This is a genomic window from Streptomyces sp. NBC_01190 (assembly GCF_045039895.1).
Taxonomy (GTDB): domain Bacteria; phylum Actinomycetota; class Actinomycetes; order Streptomycetales; family Streptomycetaceae; genus Actinacidiphila.
Window position 1 is genome coordinate 5441102 of record NZ_CP108580.1, and the last position, 17131, is coordinate 5458232.

Consider the following 17131-nt stretch of genomic DNA (forward strand, 5'->3'; position numbering starts at 1 on the left):
GAACCCGCCGTGACCATCCTGACGAAGCCCGAGGCAGAGCCCACACCTCAGGGAACCGAGCATTTCCTCTCCGTGCGCGATCTGTATGTGCAGTTCGCCACCGAGGACGGCACCGTGAAGGCCGTAGACGGGCTCTCCTTCGATCTCGACCGGGGCCAGACCCTCGGCATCGTGGGCGAGTCCGGATCCGGCAAGTCGGTGACCAACCTGGCCGTTCTCGGCCTGCACAACCCGCGCAACACCACCATCAGCGGCGAGATCGTGCTGGACGGCCAGGAGCTGACCGGTGCCTCACCGAGGACGCTGGAGAAGCTGCGCGGCAAGAAGATGGCCATGGTCTTCCAGGACTCGCTGACCGCCCTGTCGCCGTACTACACGGTCGGGCGGCAGATCGCCGAGCCCTATATGAAGCACATGGGCGCCTCCAAGAAGGAGGCCAGGGACCGGGCCATCGAGATGCTCACCAGGGTCGGCATCCCGCAGCCGCGCACCCGGGTGGACGACTACCCGCACCAGTTCTCCGGCGGTATGCGCCAGCGCGCGATGATCGCCATGGCGCTGGTCTGCGACCCCGAGCTGGTGATCGCCGACGAGCCGACCACCGCGCTCGACGTCACCGTGCAGGCCCAGATCCTGGACCTGCTCAAGGACCTCCAGCAGGAGACCGGCACCGCGATCATCCTGATCACCCACGACCTCGGCGTGATCGCCAACACCGCGGACAACGTGGTGGTGATGTACGCCGGGCGGGCGGTCGAGCGCGGCACCGTCCGGGACATCCTCAAGACGCCGGAGCACCCGTACGCATGGGGTCTGCTGAGCTCCATACCGCGGCTCACCGCGGACGTGGACGTCCCGCTCGAACCGATCCCCGGTTCGCCGCCGAGCCTGCTCAACCCGCCGTCCGGCTGCCCCTTCCACACCCGGTGCGCCTTCGTCGACCAGGTGCCGGGCGACCGGTGCAGCAGCGAGCGGCCGGTGCTGCCGGCCGGGCGCGGCTCCGCGTGCCACCTCACGCTTGAGCAGAAGCATGACATCTTCCAACAGCAAATCCAGCCGCGGCTGCGCTGACCACGAGTCGAGGGAACAGCAATGAGTGAACAGACCCTGGACCAGGTCCCGGCGCAGCTTCCCGCCCCCGGCGAGAAGCTGCTGGAGGTCACCGATCTCCAGAAGTACTTCCCGATCCACGGCGGCTTCGTCTTCAAGCGCCGGGTCGGCGACGTGCGGGCGGTCGACGGCATCGACTTCAGCATCAACACCGGCGAGGCGCTGGGCATGGTCGGCGAGTCCGGCTGCGGCAAGTCGACCACCGGCCGGCTGGTGACCCGGCTGCTGGAGCCGACCGGCGGCAAGGTGAGCTACGCGGGCCAGGACATCACGCACTTCAGCCGCAAGGAACTGGCGCCGTTCCGGTCCGAGATCCAGATGATCTTCCAGGACCCGTACGCGTCGCTCAACCCGCGGCAGACCGTCGGCTCCATCGTCTCCGCGCCGATGGAGATCAACGACGTCAAGCCCACCGGGGGCCGGGAGAAGCGGGTCCGCGAGCTGCTGGAGATCGTCGGCCTCAACCCCGAGCACTACAACCGCTTCCCGCACGAGTTCTCCGGCGGCCAGCGGCAGCGCATCGGGGTGGCCCGCGCGCTGGCGCTGAACCCGAAGCTGATCGTCGCGGACGAGCCGGTCTCCGCGCTCGACGTGTCGATCCAGGCGCAGGTGGTCAACCTGCTGCAGAAGGTGCAGAAGGAACTGGGCATCGCGTTCCTCTTCATCGCGCACGACCTGGCGATCGTGCGGCACTTCTCGCAGCGCATCGCGGTCATGTACCTCGGCAAGATCGTGGAGATCGGCGACCGGGACTCGATCTACAACGGCCCCCGCCACCCCTACACCCACGCGCTGCTCTCCGCGGCCCCCGAGGCCGACCCGGACGACGACAGCCGTGAGCGTATCCGGCTGGCCGGTGACGTACCCTCGCCGATCAACCCGCCGTCCGGCTGCCGCTTCCGCACCCGCTGCTGGAAGGCGCAGGACAAGTGCGCGGCCGAGGAACCGCCGCTGATCCAGATCGGCGGCAACGCGGCGGGCCACCTCACGGCCTGCCACTTCCCCGAAGAACCGACGATCGCGGCACGGGCAGAGGACATCGTCCTCGACCCCGCGCTCAACGCGGTCGAGGAGGCGGCTGACAAGACCCTTTGACCCGGGCTCAGTTCAGCCTCCGCTCGGATACGGCCCGCCCCGGGACACCCCAGCACCACCCCGGGAGCGGGCCGTCTCGCGCGCCCGCCCACCCGTCGCCGGGCCGGGCCGGGCCGTCCGGCGCCGCGGAGATCCAGACGACAGGCGCTAAGCGTCCTCGTCGCCCGGCCAGAGCGAGTCGGCGCGCAGCGCCAGGTCCTGGAGCACCTCGGTGGAGGAGACATCGCCGCGGCCGGAGTCGTGCACGTCGGCGAGCTGGAGGAAGATCAGCGAGAAGGCCCCGGTGAGCCGCTCGATCACCGGGCTGAGCTGGAGGCTCAGCGCCTCGCCCAGCTCGGCGGGCGAGGCGTCGGCCGGCAGCTCGATGGTCGGCATCGTCTCGTTGAGCAGGGCGCGGACATTGTCGCCTGAGATGTCCTCGCGTTCCGGGTTCTCCTCCAGCAGCGTCTGCATCTGCTTGGCCTCGGTGAGGATGCCGATGATCCGCCGGACGAAGTCACTGTCTTTCATGCCAGGAGCGTATGCGCCCGCGGTCGCCGGATCCGGCTGAACCGGCGGCGGGACCCGTCCGGAGCGGCGGCCGGGCGGGGTCCGCCCGCTGCCCGCGGGCGCCGCTATAGGCGGTATGGCCGGATCCGCACCGGCCGTATTTGCGTGCGGGGGACTTCGGAGGGTATTCACTGCGAAGACGCTGCTGGAGGTGGACGCCATGGCGAATCTGCGGAGGGCCTGGCAACGGTCCGCCCTGGGGCAGATGTGGAAACAAGGCACCGAGATCGAACTGATGCACAGGGCGATGGGTTTCGCCGCGCTCGGGTTCGTCACCCTGCTGCCCCTGCTGGTGGTGGTCGCCGCCGCGACCCCGAAACAGCACTCGTTCGGCTTCTCCCAGTGGGTGGTGGACGGGATGGGCCTCAGCCCGCATCCCGCCGAGGCGGTGCGCAGCCAGTTCACCGCGCCCCGCCGGGTGCTGAGCACCACCGGCGCCTGGAGCCTGGCCTCGCTCGCCTTCTTCGGGCTGTCGTTCGTGGCGAGCGTGGAGACCGGCTACCGGAAGATATGGGACCTGCCGGCCAGCCCCTGGCACAGCGAGTGGCGCAAGGCGGTCTGGCTGGCGGTGCTCACCGGCTATCTCTTCTGCGAGGCGCAGAGCGCCACCGTGATGGGCAGCGGACGCTCGGTCAGCGTGATCCGGGTGGGCCTCACCTTCGTCTTCGGCGTGCTCTTCTTCGCCTGGGGCCAGAGCTTCCTGCTCAACGGCGCCATCGACCTGCGGGCCGCGCTGCCCGGCGCGGTGCTCACCATGCTCGGCCTGGTCGGACTGCGGATCTTCTCCACGCACATCTTCTCGCCGATGGTCACCTCCAACGCGGTCACCTACGGCCCGGTGGGCACCGTGCTGATGGTGGTGACCTGGCTGATCGGGGTCGGCTTCGTGGTCTTCGGCGGGGCGCTGCTCGGCCGGCATCTGCGCCAGATGGGCGAGGTGCGCCGGGGCGGCGACCTGCCCGGTCCACGCCGTGAGCAGGTGCCCTCGGCGTCGGAACCGAGCGTGCGGGGCGGCGCCAGGTGGCGCTACGACGGAGCCGGCGGCGGTGTCGACGGCGGGGCCGACAACGCACTCGACTGAGCGGCGACCACGGCCCCGGCGGCGACCAGCTCGCCCTGCCACGCGTCACCGGCCGACCGCCGGCCGATCACCGGCCGGCCGGTGTCTACGCTGGCCCCCATGACTGACGAGCTCGGGGGATCGGTCGGCCGGGTCGGCCGGGTGGTGCGGGTGCTGCTCGCTGACGATCAGTCGATGGTGCGGGAGGCGCTTGCCACCCTGCTCGGGCTCGAAGCGGATATCGAGGTGGTCGGGCAGGTGGGGCGGGGGGACGAGGTGGTGGGGGCGGCCCGGGGGTGCGGGCCCGATGTGGCGGTGCTCGACATCGAGATGCCGGGGATGACCGGGATCGAGGCGGCGGCCGAGCTGCGGAAGGCGCTGCCCGGCGTCAAGGTGGTGATCGTGACCACCTTCGGGCGGCCCGGATATCTGCGGCGGGCCATGGAGGCCGGGGCGGACGCCTTCCTGGTCAAGGACGCGCCGGCCGCCCAACTCGCCGCCGCCGTACGGCGGGTGCTCCAGGGGGAGCGGGTGATCGATCCCTCGCTCGCCGCCGCCGCGCTCGCGGAGGGCCCCGACCCGCTGACCGCCAGGGAGCGCGACGTGCTCAGGGCCGCCGCCGACGGCTCGGTGAACGCGGAGATCGCCCGGCGCCTGCTGCTGTCGGAGGGGACGGTACGCAACTACCTCTCCACGGCGATCCAGAAGACCGGCGCCCGCAACCGGGCCGCGGCGGTCCGTATCGCCCACGAGAAGGGCTGGCTCTGAACGGGCCGGCCCTGAACCGGCGTCACCCGCCCGGCGCCGTCTGAGGCCCGCTCAGACCCGGACCGGCGGGGTTGCCGGGCCGTCAGCCCGCGCCGCCCGGCGGGCCCGTTCAGTTGAGCAGCGCCCGCGCCGACCGCGCCTGGGTGCGGATGCCCGCCGCCGTCTCGGGGTCGAACGCCCCGATCACCTCCGCGTACTCCTCCATCTCCGCCGCCCCGCCGAGGAAGTCCCCCAGCTTCACCAGCAGATGGGCCCGCTCCAGCCGCAGCTTCGCCGGGTGCCGGGGCAGCAGCAGCGTCAGATCGAGCGCCCAGAGGTGGGCCGGGCGGTGCTGGAGCTGCGGCGCCGCCCAGGCCCGGATGTTGTTGAGGATGCGCTGCACGATGTCCAGCGGGTCGGCCGGCGTCATCAGACCGGCCGCCGTCGGCCGGCCGATCATGCCCGCCGCCAACCGCTCCGCGTCCTGCTCGGGCAGCAGCCGCCCGCCCCGGAACGGATCGACCAGCACATGCTCGCCGTCCGGGTCGCCGAGGCCCACCACGAAATGGCCGGGCAGGGCGACCCCGTAGACCGGCGCGCCGGCCCGCCTTGCGACCTCGATCCACACCACCGACAGCAGGATCGGCAGCCCGCGGCGGCGCCTGAGCACCTCCTGGAGCAGGGAGGAGGAGAGCTTCTGGTAGTCGGCGGGCGAGCCCTGGAAGCCGTGCGCCACGCCGAGCACCTGGTGCAGCGCCTTCGCCCAGTCCAGTGGCGCGGCGAGCCCGAACGGCAGCAGCCCGGCCAGCCGGTCGAGTTCGATCTCGGCGAGGTCGCGGGCCGCGCCGTCCAGCGCGGCGTCCGCCTCGGCGCCGATGAGCAGGCACAGCTCGGCGAGGTCCGGCCGCTCCTCGCGGGCAGCCGCCGCGAACCGCTCGCGCAGCGGGGGCTGCGTCATGCCACCGGGCGCGGCGGGCGCCGGTAGTGGTAGCCGTGGTGGCCGACGAAGCCGAGCCGGTCGTAGAGGGCCAGCGCGCCGGTGTTGGCCGCCTCCACCTGGAGGTACGCGGCGGTGGCACCCTCGTCGTACGCCCGCCGGGCCAGCGCGCCCAGCACCGCCGTGGCGCGTCCCTGCCGCCGCATCGCCGGCTCGACCTCCATCGCGCCGAACAGCGCCCAGCTCCCGTCCACCACGGCGCGGCCGATGGCGCCGGGGGCGGTGGCGAACCAGACCGAGGGTCCGCCCGACACCACCTCCAGCGCGGCGTCCGCGAGATCGCCGGTCCGGTGGTAGGCGGCGAGCCAGCCGGGCCCAGGGGTACGGGTCAGCAATACGTCCTCGGCGCCGCGGCCGGGGAGGGAGCCGGGGGAGGCGAGCGAGGTGAGCGGTGGCAGCGGCGCCGTACGGATCAGTGTGTCCGCCTCCCGTATCCAGCCGTACCGGTCGAGCGCGGGGACCCACGGCGAGGTGTCGGGCACCTGGAGGTACGGCGTCAGGTCCCGTGCCGCGTACCAGCGGACCACGCTCGCCAGCGCCTCCGCCACCGGCATCCCCGGCTCGCCGGCCACCAGCACCGAATTGGCCCGCCGGGTGAAGCCGCCGGCCGCCCGCAGCGTCCAGCCGCCGAGCGGCCGCGCCTCGGTGGCCGGCCACGCCCGGGCGGCGATCGCGGCCAACTCCTCGGCGGTGACCGCCGGTACGCCGGGGCGGCGCCGCACCGGAGCCGGCGGCACCACCTTGCCCGCCACCAGGACCGGCTCCGGAATCCGCACCGTCTCACCGTCGCGCCGTGTGACACACACCACTCCCGCGTTCCACGATGAGAGAAGTCCCACCGTGTCGCTGAACATAGGATGCCCGTCGGCGAGCCCCGCCAGTTGCCGTACCGACACGCGTTTGCCCACGTCAGCAGGGGTGATTCGGATTTCGAGCCGTGCACCGGACGAGAAATCCCCTGGCATGCGTGCCCCTCCTGTTCGGATCGTGCCCCGGAACGGAGATACTAGGTGCGGGCATCGACGACGCCGCGCTCCCCGCGCGAGATGAGCCCTATCGAGGAGGAACGACAGCGTGACCTACGTCATCGCGCAGCCTTGTGTCGACGTCAAGGACAAGGCGTGCATCGAAGAATGCCCGGTCGACTGCATCTACGAGGGCGCCCGGTCCTTGTACATCCACCCGGACGAATGCGTCGACTGCGGGGCGTGCGAGCCGGTCTGCCCGGTCGAGGCGATCTTCTACGAGGACGACACCCCGGAGGAGTGGAAGGACTACTACAAGGCGAACGTCGAGTTCTTCGATGAGCTGGGCTCGCCCGGCGGCGCCTCCAAGCTCGGCCTGATCGAGCGGGACCACCCCTTCATCGCGGCGCTGCCCCCGCAGAACGGCTGAGGCCGCCTGGGGACTTGTCTCCGGCCCCCGTACGGTCGTCGGGCCGTACGGGGGCGCGACGACCGTACGGGGGCCGTGCACTGGACGAGTACGGCCGCTACGGGCAGCACAGGACCAGCACAGGCAAGAGCGAGAGTGAACAGGTGAGCATCTCCGACCGTCTTCCGGTGTTCCCGTGGGACCGCCTGGAGCCGTACAAGGCCGCGGCGTCCGAGCACCCGGACGGAGTGGTCGACCTGTCGGTGGGCACCCCGGTCGACCCGGTGCCCGAGGTCGTCCGGCGCGCGCTGGCCGCCGCAGCGGACAGCCCCGGCTATCCGCTGACCTATGGCACGGCCGCGCTGCGGGAGGCCGCCGCCCGCTATCTGCGGGACCGGCACGGCGTGGCCGACGCGGATCCGGCGGCCGTACTGCCGCTGATCGGCTCCAAGGAACTGGTCGGCTGGCTGCCGCTCCTGCTCGACCTGCGCGAGGGCGACCAGGTCGGCTACCCGGACCTCGCATATCCGACGTACGAGATCGGCGCGCTGGTCGCCCGCGCGGAACCGGTGCCCTACGGTGACCCGGTCGCGGAGCTCGACCCGGCCCGGACCAAGGTGCTGTGGCTGAACAGCCCGTCCAACCCGACCGGTCGGGTGCTGGCCGCGGCCGAGCTGCGCCGGATCGTGGCGTGGGCGCGCGAGCACGGCATCCTGGTGGTGTCCGACGAGTGCTACATCGAGCTCGGCTGGGAGGGCGCGGCGCCGGTCTCGGTGCTGCACCCGGAGGTGAGCGGGGGCAGCCACGACGGGCTGATCGCCCTGCACTCCCTGTCCAAGCGGTCCAACTTCGCGGGCTACCGGGGGGCGTTCCTCGCCGGCGACCCGGCGGTCGTCAGCGAGCTGCTCGCGGTGCGCAAGCACCTCGGCATGATCGTGCCGCAGCCGGTCCAGGCCGCGATGATCGCCGCGCTGGACGACACCGCCCACGCGGCGGAGCAGAAGGCGCGCTACGCCCGCCGCCGCACCGCTCTGCGGGCCGCCGTCGAGGGCGCGGGCTTCCGCGTCGAGCACAGCGAGGCGAGCCTCTACCTGTGGGCGACCCGGGACGAGGAGTGCTGGGAGACGGTCGGCGACCTCGCCAAGCGCGGCATCCTCGTCGCCCCTGGCGAGTTCTACGGCTCCCCGGGCACCCACTTCGTCCGCATCGCCCTCACCGCCACCGACGAACGCGTCGCCGCGGCCGTCTCCCGCCTCTCACCGGACCACTGAGGCACAAAAGGCTCAGGCACATAAGGCTTGCGTATAAGGCTTAGGCATATAACGGAGCGGGCCCGGCGCATGCCGGGCCCGCTCCCTTGTGTTCCGCGGCTCAGCCCAGCGGGATTCCGTTCAGCGGGAGCGTGCCGGTGTTGGGGAGGGTGAGCGGGACCGCGCCGCCGGCGGACTCGGTGGTGGCGCCGAGGACGCGGCCGGCCGAGTCGCCCGCCTTGCCGGCGGTCTGCTGGGCGGTCTGCTGGGCGGTCTGCCGGGCGGTGGGCAGCGCGGTCCGCGCGGTCGTGCCGACCAGCCGGTCCGCCGTCGGCAGCGTGCTCTTCATCGCCTGGGTGCCGGACTGCGCGGCCAGCGTCGTGGACTGGTGCGACGCTCCCTCGACGGCGTGGCCGAGGCCGGCGCCGTCCAGGTTGCTCAGCCCGCCCAGGCCCTGCTGGGGCAGCGCGGCGGCGTGCGCGGCGCCCGCTCCGATCAGGGGAGCGGCGGCGGCGCCGAGCAGCAGGGCGGCCTGGGCGATCCGGCGCGGGAAGGGGAGAGACATGGTGCGTGGTGCTCCTTCTTCAGCTTCTTCACGATTCACGGCATGTGCCACGGGCTTCGCGGACGTGGTGACTACCGCGTAACGCGGCCGAAGGTTGCGGGCGCCGAAGGTAAAGAATGAGCAATGCGTCGCATTATAGGAAGCACGCCACCCGATACCACCCCTGCGGGGGAGGACCCGGACACGGGTGCGGGCCGGCTCGTGAACGAGCCGGCCCGCCGTGCCGTATCAGCCGGGGACTCCGGGAGAGCCCCCGGTCGCGCTACTTCTTCTTGAGGGTGAAGTTACTGGTGACCGTCCCGCCCTTGGTGAGCTTCACCGTGGCCACGGTCGGCTGGTAGCCGTCCTTGGCGACGATGACGGTGAGCGGGTTGTTGCGGGTGTCCAGCCAGAGCGCGTACGTACCGTCGGCCGAGGTGGTCAGCGAGTACGCGGCGGTCCAGCTGTCGATCTGCACGGTCGCCCCGGCCAGCGGCGCGGAGCCGCCGGAGGCCGTCGCGCCCAGTACGGTGCCGGTGATCTTGCCCCAGGTCTTGGGGGGATTCACGTGCAGCGTGACCGGGACGGCGGTCAGCGGGTAAGGCGTGTCGCTGCCGAGGGCGAGCTGAGCGGTGAAGTCACCCGGCTGGGTGACCTCGGGCACCGAGGCGTCCAGCGAGACGGTGACCGTGGCGCTCGCGCCAGCCGCCAGCGTGAGCTCCTGGGTGCTCTCGCCCAGCCAGCTGACGTCCGCGGTGCCGCCCTGGTCGTAACCGGGCAGCAGCTCCACCTTCGGGGCGGGGCTGCCGGGGGCGTTGCCGCCGCCGACCTTGTAGAAGCCCACCGAGGCGCCGCTGCGGTAGGTCGCGACATTGGCGTTCGGCAGCGCGGTCCAGGTGCCGGACTGCGGGTCGAACGCGTACCCCCGGTTGGTCAGCGCGTTGCTGCTGACCCCGCTGGAGACCAGGAGCTGGCCGTTGGCCGCCGTGTAGGCCGAGGCCCACTGGGCGGTCGGGATGTCGGCCACCGGGGACCAGCTGTCGCTTGCCGGGTCGTAGACGTAGGCGTGCGCGACATCGGTCTGCTGGGCGCTGAGACCGCCGGCGCAGTAGAGCTTGCCGCCGATGCCGCCGCACGACTCCCAGGCGATCGACTCGGGGTAGGAGGCGATCGCCGACCACGCGTCGGTGGCGGGGTCGTACACATTGGCGTCCGCGGTGCCGCAGACGTCGGTGCAGCCGCCGATCACGTAGAGCTTGCCGTCGAGCACCGCGTTGCCGGAACCGGCGTACGGGTGGGGCGCGGACGCTCCCACGCTCCACCTGTCGGAGGCGGGGTCGTAGATCTCCGTCTTCGGGTCCGGCGCGCCGGAGGCGCCCCAGCCGCCGGCGACGTAGAACTTGCCGTCGATGAAGCCGTGGGCCGGCGACTCACGGGTGTCCGACGCGCTCGCCAGCTTGGTCCAGCTGCCGGCGACCGGGTCGAGCGTGTACAGGTCCTTGCTGTCGGCGCTGCCGTCGAAGCCGAAGGCCGAGTAGATCTTGCCGTCGTAGGAGCCGACGGCGTTGTCCATGATGCTGCTCGGGAAGTCCGGCGCACTCTGCCAGGCACCGTCGGACGGCGCGGCGGCCGGGGCGGTGCCCGTCGCCTTGTTCCCCTTGTCGGCCAGTGGGGAGAAGTTCCCCTTGACCGTCTGGAGCGGGGCGCCCTTGGCCTGGACGGTGAAGCCGCCCGACTGCTCGCCGAGCTTGAGCGTGGCGGGCGCGCCGCCGGTGTTCTTCACCGTCAGGTTCTTCGTGGTCTGGCCGCCCCAGGCCACCGTGGCGCTGATCGACGCCGGGGTGACGGTGAACTTGCCGGCCTTGAGCTTGAAGTTGGCCTGCACGGCGCTGTCCGCGCTGACCTTCACCGCCTTGGCCAGGGTGGTGTAGTGCGGCTTGGCGGCGCTGAAGGAGTGGCTGCCGAAGGTGCTGGAGAAGAGCGAGTAGAAGCCGTCACCGAGGTTCGGGTCGTCGGGGGTGGCGACGGTGGCCGTGGTCTCGGCCGGCTTGTCGGTGTTGGTGACGGTCGCGCCGACCGCGCCGGTACCGGTGTTGGCGTCGGACACGGTGCCGGTGACCAGGCCGCCCGGGGTGGGCGTCAGGTCGCGGTTGCCGATGAAGACGTCGTCCACCGACCACCACCAGCCGAAGGAGCTGGCGAAGTGGAAGCGGAGCCGCACCGCGGGCTTGCCGGCGAAGTCGGTGAGCGGCACCTCGATCTTCGACGGGCCGGTGATGTCCTGCGAGGTCGACCAGACCCTGGTCCAGGTCGTGCCGCCGTCCGCGGTGGCCTCGATCTCCGCGGTCTGGCCGTTGTAGGCCTTGTACTCGGTGCCGAAGGCGACCTCGGGCGCGGATTTGGCGCTGAAGTCGTACACCGGGCTGGTCAGTTCGCTGTCCTGGTGGACGCCGCCACCGAAGTGGTCGCTGTCCGCGACGGCGAACGCGCCGGTGCCGCCGGTGCGGTTGGTCCGGCTGCCCGGGTCGTCGAACTCCCAACCGCCGGTGCTGCCGTCGGCGTTGGTCACGCTCCAGCCGGCCGGCGGGGCGTCGGTCGCGTCGAAGGGCTCGGTGGTGCCCGTCGTGGCGACGGTGTAGCCGGGCGGGGCCGCGGCCCAGGGGTCGACCGGCACGCCGACGTTGAGCGACGTGGCCGCCGAGCCGATGGTGACGGTCCTGGTGACCGCCTGGTAGCCGGCGTTGGTCGCGGTGACGTGCACGGTGTAGTCGTGGCCCTCGGGCAGTGACAGGTCGTAGCCGCCGGTGGCCGGGTCGGTCCACACCGCGTTGGGCGCGCCGTCCACGGTGATCTTGGCGTAGAGCGGCCAGCCGTGGCCGGAGCCGTCGGTGACCTTGCCGGAGAGGGTCTGGCTGGGCACCGGCGAGAGCGCGAAGTCCTCGGTCAGCGCGTCGCCGTCGTCGACGGCCACCGCCGGATCGGCCTTGCCGGCGTAGCCGAAGGCGTCCACGGTGATGTCGTACGTGCCCGACGCCACCGTGACGGTGTAGGTGCCGTCGGCGCTGGTGTGCGCGACATTGCCGCCCACCGAGACGGTGGCCCCGACGATCGGGTCACCGGTGGAGGTGTCGGTGACGGTGCCGGACACCGTGCCGTGCGGGCCGCTGCGGAAGGCGGACAGACCGCTGGGGGTGCCGAGTCCGGTCGGGCCGTCGTAGCCGGTGGCGCCGTTGCACAGGTAGCCGGGAGCGCAACTGCCGTTGGAGCCGGAGGTCACGTCGTTGAGGCCCGAACCCGCCGCGTACGGGTAGGAGTTGGGGTACGAGCCCGCCGACGGGGTGCCGGCGTCGGCGAAGACGCTGGCGATGATCGGGGAGGACACGCTGGTGCCGCCGTACTGCGTCCAGCCGCCGTTGCCGAAGGTCTGGTAGACCGCGACGGCGGTGTTCTGGTCGGCGACCGCGGACACGTCGGAGACGGCCCGGTTGGCGCAGCCGCTGTCGTGCTGGAAGGCAGGCTTGGGCTCGTAGAGCGAGCAGCCGGACCCGGCCTCGTTCCAGGCGGACTCGGTCCAGCCGCGGGTGGTGCCCGGGGCGCGGACCAGTGAGGTGCCGCCGACCGAGGTCACGTACTGCGAGGCGGCCGGGTAGGAGACGCCGTAGGCGTAGTCGCCCGAGGAGGCCACCACGGCGACACCGGGGTGGTTGTAGTACGGGTCGAAGGCCGCCGTCTCGGTCGGGTCCTCGCCACCGCCGCCGCGGTAGTCGGTGCCGTAGGAGTTGGAGACGAACTTCGCGCCCAGCGCCACCGCCTCGTCGACGGAGCCGCCCAGGTTCTCGAAGCCCGGGTCGTCGGCCTCGACGAGCAGGATGTGGGCGTACGGGGCGACCGCGGACACCATGTCCAGGTCGAGCGAGATCTCGCCGGACCAGTCCGGGTCGGGCGTCGGGTAGTCGCTGCCGCCGCGCTGGTCGACCTTGGTGAAGCAGCCGTTGGCGGTGGTGCACTCCGGCAGGCCGAACTGCGCGCGGTAGACGCCCAGGTCGGCTTCCGCGTTCGGGTCGTCGTAGGCGTCGACGATGGCCACGGTCTGACCCGCGCCGCCGTCCGTCGGCAGGCTGTAGGCGCTCTGCAGATCGGCCGGACCGTACCCGTTGGGGGTGACCGAGTCGGGGGTGACCCCCTTGATCGACGGGGCGTCGGTGCGGCGCAGCGCGAAGCAGGAGAACTCACCCTGCTTCGCCGGGCCACAGGCGGGCTCGAAGGTCGGGTGTGCGGTTTTGTCGGAGGCGACGGTGGCAGACGTACCGGCGGGTGCCGATGCCTGGGCGGTCGTCTGGAGACCGAAAGCGGCCAGTGCGGTGGCACTGGCGACTGCCAGGAGAGCGGAGATCGTCCGCCGGGAGGTTGGTCTGGATATCGCTGACGTGCGCAAGTGTGACTCCATGCGAGATGGCAGGGGTCGACCCGTACGCGGATCTCGGGCGACGGTGGATGTGCGTGCATTCACCGGGGCTTAATTAGCGAGTCGTGTGGAGGGCATGTCAACGATCACGATGCGTATTGTTTCCGACGCTTTGCGTCGCGAGGTGATCCGAAGTGATCGGCAGTGAACCGGAACTGACGGTCTTTCTGGTGAATTGTGTTGGCGCCACGGCGTTTCAGCAGCGGCTGACGGGGTGCCACGAGGCCGGATGGGGCGGGATGGGGTGGGAAGAGCCTCCTGGGGAGGGTTCCTGGCCACGCAGGCGTGAACCCGACACGGCGGCAAGCCGCCAACCGTGGGAGCGGTGGGAAACAAGGGCACGGTGGGGCAATTGCGGGCGGGATGTGCCCGCGCGACGAGCAGCAGGTGAGCGGCCCGGCGCGGGACGGTGAAGATCGCGTGACGGGCCGCCGGCCGCCTTCAGCCGGCGACGGTGATCCGCACCAGACCGTCGGAAGCGGCCCGCACGGTGGCCGAAACCCGCTGGTCCCGCGGGGCGTTCTGCCAGCCCTTGGCGGACTGCGCGGCCAGCCAGTGCGCGCCGCCGAAGGACACCTCCTCGACCTTCAGGTCACGCGCGTGCGCCACCGCCCACAGCGCCACCTCCCAGCCGCGCCTGATCCGGTCGGCCGGCGCGCCACCGGACCCCTTGCCGGCCGGCACCGTGGCCGGCACGGCCACCGTGCGGGGCAGCCGGTCGTCCGGGCGCGGCTTCACCTGGGCGCCGAACTCGCGGGTCAGCCGGGCGGTCACCGTCGCCGTACGGCCGGCCGGGCCGCCGGCGCTGTCCGCGGTGGCGGCGCCGGTGGTGCAGCTCAGCGCGCTCGCGTCGTGCCCGGCCAGCGCGACGGACAGTAAGGTGGCGTCGGCCTCCTGCTTGGCGTACGCCTGCGGATAACCGCTCTTCTGCACCTTCTGGGCGGCCACGGTCAGCGGCAGCCGGGTGTAGCCGTCGATCTTCACCAGGCTGTCGTAGAAGACATTGGTGGCGTAGACCGGGTCGAGGATCTGCCGCTCGGTGCCCCAGCCCTGCGAGGGGCGCTGCTGGAAGAGGCCGAGCGAGTCCAGGTCGCCGCTGTTCAGGTTCTCCAGCCGCGACTCCTGGAGCGCGGTCGCCAGCGCGATCGTCATGGCCCGCTCCGGCAGGCTCCGGGCGGTCGCCACGGCGACGATGGTGGCCGCGTTGCCGGCCTGGGCCGCGGTCAGGTCCAGCTTCCGGCCCTCCGCGCGCACGGTGCAGCCCGCCGACGGCGGACCGCCGCGGTGCTGGATCTGATAGGCCACGTATCCCGCGACCCCGACCAGGACCAACCCCACGGTCAGACACGACAGTCCACGACCGCGCGGCTTCTTCCCCTGCCCCGGAGGGTTCCCGGCAGAGCTGCTTGCGCTGGGCATGGGCGGAAGACTACCGAAGCGTAGGGCCCCGGCCGACCATCCTCCGTCCGCCCTCCATCCGCCGGGGCCGCCCTCTATCCGTCGGGGCCGCCGTGCCAATCCGCCGCTGGGGCGGGTCATAGGCTCAGACCATGAGCAGCACGGGATTCACGGGCAGCGGACTGGATCTGACGCTTGACGCCGGCGCGTTGACGGCGGCGCTCGTCGATGTGGAATCGGTGAGCCGGCAGGAGAAGCGGCTGGCCGATCTGGTGGAGCGGGCCCTGCGGGCGGTCGCGCATCTGCGGGTCGACCGGGACGGGGACGCGGTCGTCGCCAGGACCGAACTGGGCCGCCCCGAGAGGGTGGTGCTGGCCGGGCACATCGACACGGTGCCGATCGCCGACAACCTGCCGTCGAGGCTCGACGGCGACGGTCTGCTGTGGGGCTGCGGCACCTCGGACATGAAGGCGGGGGTCGCCGTGCAGTTGCGGCTCGCCGCGACACTGCCGGCGCCCAACCGCGATCTCACCTTCGTATTCTACGACTCCGAGGAGATCGCCGCCGAGTTCAACGGGCTGAAGCGGCTGGTGGACAAGCACCCGCGGTGGCTGGCCGGCGACTTCGCCGTCCTGCTCGAACCGACCGGCGGCCGGGTGGACGGCGGCTGCCAGGGCACCTTGCGGGTACGGGTGGAGACCACCGGGCGCCGGGCGCACTCGGCGCGGAGCTGGCTGGGGGAGAACGCCATCCACAAGGCCGCGCCGATCCTCCAGCGGCTGGCCGCGTACCAGCCGCGCAAGGTCGAGATCGACGGACTGGTCTACCCCGAGGGCCTGAACGCGGTACTGATCGAGGGCGGCCACGCCGGAAACGTGATCCCGGACAGTTGCGCGGTCACCGTCAACTACCGCTTCTCCCCCGACCAGAGCGAGGCCGAGGCGCTGGAGCGGGTGCGGGACGTCTTCGAGGGCTTCGAGGTGGTGCTCACCGACAGCGCCCCCGGCGCGCTGCCCGGCCTGTCGCACCCGGCCGCCGCCGCCTTCGTCGCCGCGATCGGCACACCGCCCGCGGCCAAGGAGGCCTGGACCGACGTGGCCAGGTTCTCCGCGCTCGGCATCCCTGCGGTCAACTACGGTCCCGGCGAGCCGACCCTCGCCCACACCCGGGAGGAGAACGTCGCGGTCGCCGCCGTGCTGGAGGCGGAGGAGAAGCTGCGCCGCTGGCTGACCGGCTGACCGGCTGACGGCGCTGACGCGCTGACGGGGCTGACCGGCTGACCGCCGGCGCCCGGCGCCGTCGCAGGGGCCCCGGCGTACCCCTCGACGCCTCGCGCCGCGCACCCGCACACCCCGCCCCGGCAACCGAACTGGGGTGCGTACGGGTCCTCACTCCCGGCATGGTGTGATCGGACTCGTCCGATCCCGGCACGTTCCGGGCACTGGGGGAAGAAGGCAACACGGTGGGACTGACCAGTAGATGGTTCGCGATCCTGCTCTGCGCCGTCGCGGTCGCCGCGGTGGCCGGAGCGGTGCTGCTGTGGTCGAGGATCCGCGGCCCGCGCCCGCTGCGGGCCGCCCTGCGCGTCGGCATGATCGTGGTCTGCCAGTTCACCGCGATCCTCGTGGTGATGGTGACCGCCAACAACCAGTACGGCTTCTACGCCTCCTGGGACGACCTGCTGGGCGACGCCAACGCCGGCGGCAGGACCGTGGTGGCCGACGACGCGAGGCCCCCGGCCGTCCCCGACTACCGGACCACCTTCACCTCGTACGCGGAGGGCTTCCGCAAGGCCACCGTCCGCGGCTGGCACTCCGGCACCAAGGGCGATGTGATCGTCTGGCTGCCCCCGCAGTACGGCCGGCCGGAGTTCGCGCACACCCGCTTCCCGGTCATCGAGGTGCTGCACGGCATCCCCGGCACCCCGCACAGTTTCCTTCGCGGTATGCGGCTCGGCCAGATGATGCAGAAGCAGATCACCGCGGGACGCGCGGAACCCGCCATCCTGGTGCTGCCCACCATCACCCCCGACCGCGTCAACACCGGCTGCGCCGACATACCGGGCAAGAGCGAGGTCGCCACCTGGCTCACCGACGACGTGGTGAAGACCATCAACACCAACTTCCGTACCCTGCCCGCGCCGCGCGGCTGGGCGGTGATGGGCATATCCACCGGCGGCTACTGCGCCGCCCGGCTCGCCCTGGCGCACCCGGAGACCTTCACCGCCGCCGCGGCCCTCGCCCCCGACGATCCGGCCGGCGGCGGCGTCAGCTCACCGCTCTGGCTGGCCCGCAACACCCGGCCCCATGTGCAGTTGCTGGTCGAGTCCAGCGTCCAGGACCCGGAGAGCCCGCCGAAGTTCGCCGACCAGATCAGATTCGCGGTACGACCGCCCGCGACCGTCACCACGGTCCGGATGGTCGGCGGCGGCCACAACTGGAAGACCTGGGGGCGGATGTTCCCCGACGCCTTCACCTGGCTGAGCGGGCGGATCGAGGCGCCGCGGGCCGTACCGTTGGCCCCTTCGGCGGCTCCCTGACGC

Annotated in this window: 14 protein-coding genes; 8 read left to right on the plus strand and 6 right to left on the minus strand. The window is 71.9% G+C overall.

The window, feature by feature from the left end; all coding sequences use genetic code 11:
- The first annotated feature begins 9 nt into the window (after nt 1-9).
- Both OG519_RS22935 and OG519_RS22940 read left to right on the plus strand, forming a co-directional pair.
- Nucleotides 10-1071, plus strand: a complete 1062-nt coding sequence (locus OG519_RS22935; protein WP_405587078.1) for an ABC transporter ATP-binding protein — start codon at nt 10-12, stop codon at nt 1069-1071.
- A gap of 21 nt (nt 1072-1092) precedes the next feature.
- Complete coding sequence (locus tag OG519_RS22940) at nt 1093-2205, plus strand: ABC transporter ATP-binding protein (protein WP_405587081.1); 1113 nt, start codon at nt 1093-1095, stop codon at nt 2203-2205.
- Nucleotides 2206-2352: 147 nt separating this feature from the next.
- Here OG519_RS22940 and OG519_RS22945 read toward each other — a convergent pair whose 3' ends face one another.
- A complete protein-coding gene (locus OG519_RS22945; RefSeq protein ID WP_405587084.1) occupies nt 2353-2715 on the minus strand; it encodes a hypothetical protein in 363 nt (120 codons plus the stop codon).
- Nucleotides 2716-2914: 199 nt separating this feature from the next.
- Here OG519_RS22945 and OG519_RS22950 point away from each other — a divergent pair, with 199 nt between their 5' ends.
- Both OG519_RS22950 and OG519_RS22955 read left to right on the plus strand, forming a co-directional pair.
- The gene (locus OG519_RS22950; RefSeq protein WP_405587086.1) at nt 2915-3835 is read left to right on the plus strand and encodes a YhjD/YihY/BrkB family envelope integrity protein; all 921 of its coding nucleotides are present in this window, start codon (nt 2915-2917) and stop codon (nt 3833-3835) included.
- Nucleotides 3836-3934: 99 nt separating this feature from the next.
- On the plus strand, nt 3935-4582 hold the full coding sequence (locus OG519_RS22955) for a response regulator (protein WP_405587089.1): 648 nt from the start codon (nt 3935-3937) through the stop codon (nt 4580-4582).
- A 109-nt stretch (nt 4583-4691) separates the two neighbouring features.
- Here OG519_RS22955 and OG519_RS22960 read toward each other — a convergent pair whose 3' ends face one another.
- Both OG519_RS22960 and OG519_RS22965 read right to left on the minus strand, forming a co-directional pair.
- Entirely contained in the window at nt 4692-5519 is an 828-nt protein-coding gene (locus OG519_RS22960; RefSeq protein ID WP_405587092.1) for a transglutaminase family protein, read from the minus strand.
- Nucleotides 5516-6334: a GNAT family N-acetyltransferase gene (locus OG519_RS22965; RefSeq protein ID WP_405587095.1), complete on the minus strand. Its 819-nt coding sequence runs from the start codon at nt 6332-6334 to the stop codon at nt 5516-5518. The genes OG519_RS22960 and OG519_RS22965 overlap by 4 nt, the downstream gene beginning before the upstream one ends.
- A 298-nt stretch (nt 6335-6632) precedes the next feature.
- On the opposite strand from OG519_RS22965, the gene fdxA reads away from it, so the two are divergent.
- Complete coding sequence (gene fdxA, locus OG519_RS22970) at nt 6633-6953, plus strand: ferredoxin (protein WP_386429685.1); 321 nt, start codon at nt 6633-6635, stop codon at nt 6951-6953.
- Nucleotides 6954-7096: 143 nt separating this feature from the next.
- A complete protein-coding gene (gene dapC / locus OG519_RS22975; protein WP_405587098.1) occupies nt 7097-8203 on the plus strand; it encodes a succinyldiaminopimelate transaminase in 1107 nt (368 codons plus the stop codon).
- A gap of 100 nt (nt 8204-8303) precedes the next feature.
- Here dapC and OG519_RS22980 read toward each other — a convergent pair whose 3' ends face one another.
- The 3 genes from OG519_RS22980 to OG519_RS22990 form a co-directional block, all read right to left on the minus strand.
- Nucleotides 8304-8747 (minus strand): ATP-binding protein, encoded by a 444-nt coding sequence (locus OG519_RS22980; protein WP_405587101.1) that lies wholly within the window; start codon nt 8745-8747, stop codon nt 8304-8306.
- Between the two features lie 262 nt (nt 8748-9009).
- On the minus strand, nt 9010-13161 hold the full coding sequence (locus OG519_RS22985) for a carboxypeptidase regulatory-like domain-containing protein (RefSeq protein ID WP_405587104.1): 4152 nt from the start codon (nt 13159-13161) through the stop codon (nt 9010-9012).
- Between the two features lie 471 nt (nt 13162-13632).
- On the minus strand, nt 13633-14529 hold the full coding sequence (locus OG519_RS22990; RefSeq protein WP_405587107.1) for a heavy metal transporter: 897 nt from the start codon (nt 14527-14529) through the stop codon (nt 13633-13635).
- Nucleotides 14530-14741: 212 nt separating this feature from the next.
- Here OG519_RS22990 and dapE point away from each other — a divergent pair, with 212 nt between their 5' ends.
- The gene (gene dapE / locus OG519_RS22995; protein WP_405587110.1) at nt 14742-15827 is read left to right on the plus strand and encodes a succinyl-diaminopimelate desuccinylase; all 1086 of its coding nucleotides are present in this window, start codon (nt 14742-14744) and stop codon (nt 15825-15827) included.
- Nucleotides 15828-16051: 224 nt separating this feature from the next.
- Nucleotides 16052-17128, plus strand: a complete 1077-nt coding sequence (locus OG519_RS23000; protein WP_405587113.1) for an alpha/beta hydrolase — start codon at nt 16052-16054, stop codon at nt 17126-17128.
- The last annotated feature ends 3 nt before the right edge of the window (nt 17129-17131 follow it).

Bases quoted from the DNA above. Each gene is read 5' to 3' on its own strand.
- OG519_RS22940 (WP_405587081.1), top strand. From the start codon at position 1,093: ATGAGTGAACAGACCCTGGACCAGGTCCCGGCGCAGCTTCCCGCCCCC.
- OG519_RS22945 (WP_405587084.1), bottom strand. From the start codon at position 2,715: ATGAAAGACAGTGACTTCGTCCGGCGGATCATCGGCATCCTCACCGAG.
- OG519_RS22960 (WP_405587092.1), bottom strand. From the start codon at position 5,519: ATGACGCAGCCCCCGCTGCGCGAGCGGTTCGCGGCGGCTGCCCGCGAG.
- OG519_RS22950 (WP_405587086.1), top strand. From the start codon at position 2,915: ATGGCGAATCTGCGGAGGGCCTGGCAACGGTCCGCCCTGGGGCAGATG.
- dapE (WP_405587110.1), top strand. From the start codon at position 14,742: ATGAGCAGCACGGGATTCACGGGCAGCGGACTGGATCTGACGCTTGAC.
- OG519_RS22980 (WP_405587101.1), bottom strand. From the start codon at position 8,747: ATGTCTCTCCCCTTCCCGCGCCGGATCGCCCAGGCCGCCCTGCTGCTC.
- OG519_RS22955 (WP_405587089.1), top strand. From the start codon at position 3,935: ATGACTGACGAGCTCGGGGGATCGGTCGGCCGGGTCGGCCGGGTGGTG.